Here is a 5,112-nt window from a genome sequence, read left to right as displayed (position 1 = left end):
GTTGGGCAATACATCCCCGAACCGTCGCCGCTGCTGCTCCCCAGCTGGCTATGGGTGCTTGGCTTAACAGCCTTGCTGCTTCCAGGCTCTGGCATGTATGGAAGCTTTCGGCAGGGAAGCCTCAAGGACCTATTTATCAAGATAGTTAACCGGTGGCTCATCGTAATAATGGTGTTGCTGGTATTAACTTACTTCACTAGGTCATCTGAATACTTTGGTAGAGCTGGCTTTGTTGGTTGGGCAACTATAACCTTAATTTTGTTAGAATTTTCTCACGTTGGCCTGCGTAAGTATTTACGCTTGCACAGAATACGGGGAGGCAATCGTCGATCAATCCTTTACTGGGGTTCTGCTGAAGCAGCAGCCAAATTTAGCAGTAAATTGATCAATGCCCCCTGGCTCGGCCTCTACATGGAGAAGTGGTTTAGCCCCCATGCGAATCGGCCAGACCAGCATGCTGGACATTTAATACCATGCGCAGGCAATTTTGGTGATATGAGGCGCTGGCTTTCAACCAACACTGTGGACATCATTGTTTTCAGTCATCTTCCCAGCAGTGAAATCAATATGAATGAAATCCTCGAATTTTTCGGTGACACTTGCTTGCCAATAGTTTATGCACCCCACTGGGCTGGTCAAGGTATGCGTTTCCAGGTGGAGCAATTCGGCAATATGCATTGCCTCAGTCTGTGGGGGGGCGAGCACTCACGTTTTGCTGCTAACCTCAAACGTATATTTGACTTCTTGTGCTCTGCGTTTGCCCTACTGCTGCTGTCTCCGCTTCTGGTCATCATCGCCATTGCAGTAAAGCTCTCCAGTCCTGGTCCCATATTTTTCGCCCAAGATCGCTACGGCATGAACGGTGCAAAATTTCGAATGATAAAATTTAGGTCCATGCTAGTAATGGAAGCAGGTACCACGAAGGGGCTTCGTCAGGCAAGTAAGGATGATCCACGAGTTACGAAGGTTGGAAAATTCATTCGCCGGTGGAGTCTAGACGAACTTCCTCAACTCATCAATGTATTATGCGGTCAAATGAGCATTGTTGGGCCCAGGCCCCATGCAGTTGATCACAATGAGAGCTATAGAAAGCTGATTCCTGGTTACATGCAACGCCACTCGTTCAAACCAGGTCTTACAGGATTGGCCCAGGTAGAGGGTTGGCGAGGAGAAACACTCGATCTTATGTCCATGGCAAATCGAGTAGAAGCAGATCTTCGCTATCAGCGCGAATGGAGATTTTCTCTAGATATAGCAATTATAATACGTACTTTTGTTAGCCTTTTTTCACACAAGGCATATTAATCCCCCCTCCCTCCCAGATTTAGTGTGTTCCACTATCTTCATAGTGTTTTGCATGGTTCCAGGTGGATATTATTGAAATATCTAAAGTTAATCCATACTGCATTTCTTGCAATGGGACGAACCAGCTTTATAGTATAAAATCACTGGATGCAAGTTTTGTACGTACCCTAAGTTAAGCTACCTCATTGGAGCAGCCTACGCAGCTCTTAACCTGGTAACCACGAAACAGATGTAACCTTACAGCCCCTTATTTCTAGTTTGGTGCACAGAGCCCGTTCATGTGGATAAGTTCGTAGTTTATATCTTTGATTAGTATAATACTGATTATAAAAATCCCTCTGATATCAAGTTACCAATCCCTAAATCTTGACAAGTTCTCCAGGTGCAGTGGCATTTTCTTATTTGACCAGTCAAAGAGGCTGTTCTAATAATTAAAGACTCCATCATTAGAAACAATAAAAAATAATAGCGAGGACCCACCTCTTTGCTGGTGCAAGTTATAGTATTAAGCGCACTATATAATATATCAACCTAGTCAAGTGAATCATGTGTTAGTTTCTTTGTAATCAATGCTCTTAACACATTCCTGTCAATAGCATTGGTGGTCTTTGATATATGGAATCGTTTTTCAAAGCAATCTCTCGCTGCCCTTTTGATGACTGACTTCTGGCTTTGATCAAGAGCAAGCCAACGCCTGATTAGATTTGCTGTTCCATGAAGATCATCCAATTCAACTAAACCTGCTCGATCCAGCTCTATTTCAGAGTAGATATTAATTTTTGTTGAAATTAGCACGGGAAGTCTACATGAAAGGGCTTCGGCAACAGAAATGCCAAAGTTTTCTTGGTGGGATGGTAAGATGAATACATCAGCAGCTTGAAAAGCACCCCACTTTTGATTCCCCGTAATCATGCCAGTCCAGTAAATTGAATCAGAGATACCAATTTTTTTAGAAATATTGATAAGATGCCTTGCGTATTGGCTGTCGGCAGGGCCGGCTATTACAACCTTCATTTTTGCTGGATTCCAATTGCCTTCTTTTTGCAATAATGAAATAGAATTAATAAGCAGATCTGGCCCCTTTTTGGGATGGACACGCCCTAAAAATAGAAATATTTGTTTGCCATCAAGTTGAGGATGTTGGTCCAAAAATTCACGCGAGAAATCTTCTTCGGGATCAGGAATTCCTTCTGTACCATAATCAATAACAACTTCTTGACAATCATAGAGCCAAAAGGATTCGCGAGCTAACAGCTTTTCTTGCTCGCAGGTGAAAAAAAGAGCTTCCGCATCCCGTATTGCAGGATATACAGCCCAAGGCCAGACTAGCCATTTTTTAAAATGTTTTAGTGGGTAAGTTTTTTTAAACCAAGGGTCAAGCATTCCATGGCTAAATATATAGTAAGGGGTTGTTGATTTCCTAAGTGCTAACCAGCTTGCAAGTAAATGAAAGCCCCAAATTCCATTTATAATTATTGCATCGTAACTGGAATGATTCAATTTAATCCACTTCAGCAGTGACACTGGAAATAGGTTGTCTAGTAAGGTTGCTTTGCAGGGATAGACTGGTGTATTAGGAAAACCAAGAAAGTTGTCGTCGACCCTATCAAGGCTAATTATCTCAATAAGAGTTCCGTGCTGTTTGTGTTGTCTTGCCTGTTGGCGGATTCCCTCAATTGGACCACCGTGTTTAGGATTTACTGATTGGATCACATGGAGAAGCTTCATTTGTAGCGATGCTAGATTTGTTTGCAAGTTGGCTGTGAACAGGATTCGATAACACTAATCTTTGGGTTTTGAAGGTATGTAACTAGTTGTGGGACGGTTCGCCACTTATTGTCAGGGCATAAAATAGAACCGCACTTTTCGCAGGTTGGAAGCATTGATTGGAGAGCTTTAATTCTTTTTCTTGATACTGAAACAGTTTATGGTAATTAATATATAAGAAAATTACAGATAGCATCATTATTGTGCGCACTGTAATGATGTCTATTCTTGCATTTGCTAAGTTGTCAGTCGGTAACGCAAGGGAAACAGTAATGGCTGATGTAGCTATCGCCAAAATTATTGCAATGAATCGGTTGCAATTCGTTGCGGTATAACAAAGTGGTACTATGTATAGGGGATATAAGCCGTATGAGGGAAGCGCTAAGTTAAGGATGGACGCAATGGCAAATAATGCTTCAGCAAAAAAATTCTTTTTCATAAAGAGAATCTCTTTGCAGGTGTGAGTTTGTTCATAATTGAAATGATCGATCGATCCCCAGCCTACCCTAGATTTTAGCGCTTGGCAGCAAAGGTCCACAACGACTGCGGTTTGCTGACTGCCCGGGGATTCACCTAAAATTATCAGTGAGTCGCAACCCCGCCTGTCGAACTGCCCTGGCGTCAATTTCTGTCTGGCTTTTCAAATATGCTGGATAAGCATATTCTTACAGATATATGACAACTGAATGTTATGTCTCTCGTATCCGTTCATGGTTCGTGACAGCTCGCGGCGAACATCGGGCCTGCTGAACCCTTGACGGCAATTTGGTTTCCGTTTGCATCTCAGGTGGATACAGCCTGTGATGAACCCACTTCTGGCTGGAATTCCAGAAGCGGACTGGCTGGAATCTCCCGCCAGCGTAGGAGCGCTGATCAACGCCCAGCATCAGGAGATCGAGCTCTTGCGCGGCCAACTCACTTCCTTGGCCACCGAGTTGGAAAACCTGCGGGAGCGGATTGGCCGGAGCTCGCGCAACTCTTCCAAGCCTCCCTCCAGTGACGGGCTTGGGTTTAAGCCGCCAGAGCGGCGTAAGGGCAGTGGCCGCAAGCGGGACGGAAAGCTGGGCCATCCCGGCAGTGGGCCGGAACTGCTGCCGATCGAGCGGGTGGATGAGGTGGTGGATCATTATCCTGATGCCTGCCGCCGCTGCGGCATTCTGCTCCACGGTATTGATCCAGATCCCGGTAGCTGTCAGGAAAGATGACGTCTCTGCTGCCATTTATGCAGCCATGGCAAATGTAGCTGGTTGATGTTCGATTTCCGGGGGTGGAGGATTGATCCAAACCACTTCCGGTTGACGCCAGCAGCGCGTTGATCGTGACCAGCGACGTGGATTTTGCTGGCGTGCCTGTTCATAGACGTGAGCACGATGGCGGCAAATGGCAACGGCTTGACCGCTATGGCGCTGCTGGGGTGTCACGAACTTGATCCCGCTATGGCGGTGCCGGTGGTTGTACCAGTCCACAAAAGACGCCACCCACAGGCATGCCTCTTCCACGCTGGCGAATGGCCGCCTTGGGTAATCGGGCCGGTATTTTGCTGTGCGGAACAGCGCTTCCGAGTAGGGGTTGTCGTTGCTAACCCTTGGTCTAGAGAAGGACCGCAGCACCCCCAGCTCTTCCAGGCGGCTTTCCAGCGTGGCGGCACGCATTGCGTTGCCGTTGTCCGCGTGGAGGATCAGCGGCTGCTGGCGGCTTTTGCTGATCCGCTCTCTGAGGCAAGCCCTGCTCACAAGATCCGCTGCAATGGCTGAATCCTCACGCTCGGCAACATCCCAGACCACGACCTTGCGGCTCCAGACGTCGATCACTAGGTAGAGGTACAGCCACACACCGCGCACGTTGGTGGGGAGATAGGTGATATCCCAGCTCCACACCTGATTTGGCCCTGCGGCCCGCAGGCGTGGCACTGGTGCACGGCGACAATTAGGTAGGCGGGTCCGCGCAACTACATAGGCGGGTCTCAACGCGCGACAACAGGGCTCCGGTTCAGCTCTGGAGCTTTGTCATGCCCGCGTCTTTGTCGTTACGAATCAAGGA

General features: G+C 47.0%; 5 protein-coding genes. 2 read left to right on the top strand and 3 right to left on the bottom strand.

The window, feature by feature from the left end:
• Nucleotides 1-1,305 (top strand): undecaprenyl-phosphate glucose phosphotransferase (locus KBZ15_RS18200; protein ID WP_255016634.1); only part of this gene is annotated, 1,305 nt, incomplete at its 5' end.
• A gap of 531 nt (nt 1,306-1,836) precedes the next feature.
• Here the strand turns inward: KBZ15_RS18200 and KBZ15_RS18195 are convergent.
• On the bottom strand, nt 1,837-3,033 hold the full coding sequence (locus tag KBZ15_RS18195; RefSeq protein ID WP_255016633.1) for a glycosyltransferase: 1,197 nt from the start codon (nt 3,031-3,033) through the stop codon (nt 1,837-1,839).
• Between the two features lie 82 nt (nt 3,034-3,115).
• The gene (locus tag KBZ15_RS18190) at nt 3,116-3,697 is read right to left on the bottom strand and encodes a hypothetical protein (protein WP_255016632.1); all 582 of its coding nucleotides are present in this window, start codon (nt 3,695-3,697) and stop codon (nt 3,116-3,118) included.
• 178 nt (nt 3,698-3,875) lie between these two features.
• Between KBZ15_RS18190 and KBZ15_RS18185 the strand changes: the two genes are divergently transcribed.
• Complete coding sequence (locus KBZ15_RS18185) at nt 3,876-4,277, top strand: DUF6444 domain-containing protein (protein ID WP_255016631.1); 402 nt, start codon at nt 3,876-3,878, stop codon at nt 4,275-4,277.
• A 15-nt stretch (nt 4,278-4,292) separates the two neighbouring features.
• Here KBZ15_RS18185 and KBZ15_RS18180 read toward each other — a convergent pair whose 3' ends face one another.
• Entirely contained in the window at nt 4,293-4,982 is a 690-nt protein-coding gene (locus KBZ15_RS18180; RefSeq protein ID WP_255016630.1) for an IS3 family transposase, read from the bottom strand.
• Nucleotides 4,983-5,112: the final 130 nt, after the last annotated feature.

It is taken from the genome of Cyanobium sp. BA20m-p-22 (assembly GCF_024346275.1).
Taxonomy (GTDB): domain Bacteria; phylum Cyanobacteriota; class Cyanobacteriia; order PCC-6307; family Cyanobiaceae; genus Cyanobium_A.
The sequence above is the reverse complement of the archived record's forward strand: the minus strand, read 5'-3'. Positions and strand labels throughout refer to the sequence as shown.

Coding starts and splice junctions, on each gene's coding strand:
- KBZ15_RS18195 (WP_255016633.1), bottom strand. CDS start 3,033: ATGAAGCTTCTCCATGTGATCCAATCAGTAAATCCTAAACACGGTGGT.
- KBZ15_RS18185 (WP_255016631.1), top strand. CDS start 3,876: ATGAACCCACTTCTGGCTGGAATTCCAGAAGCGGACTGGCTGGAATCT.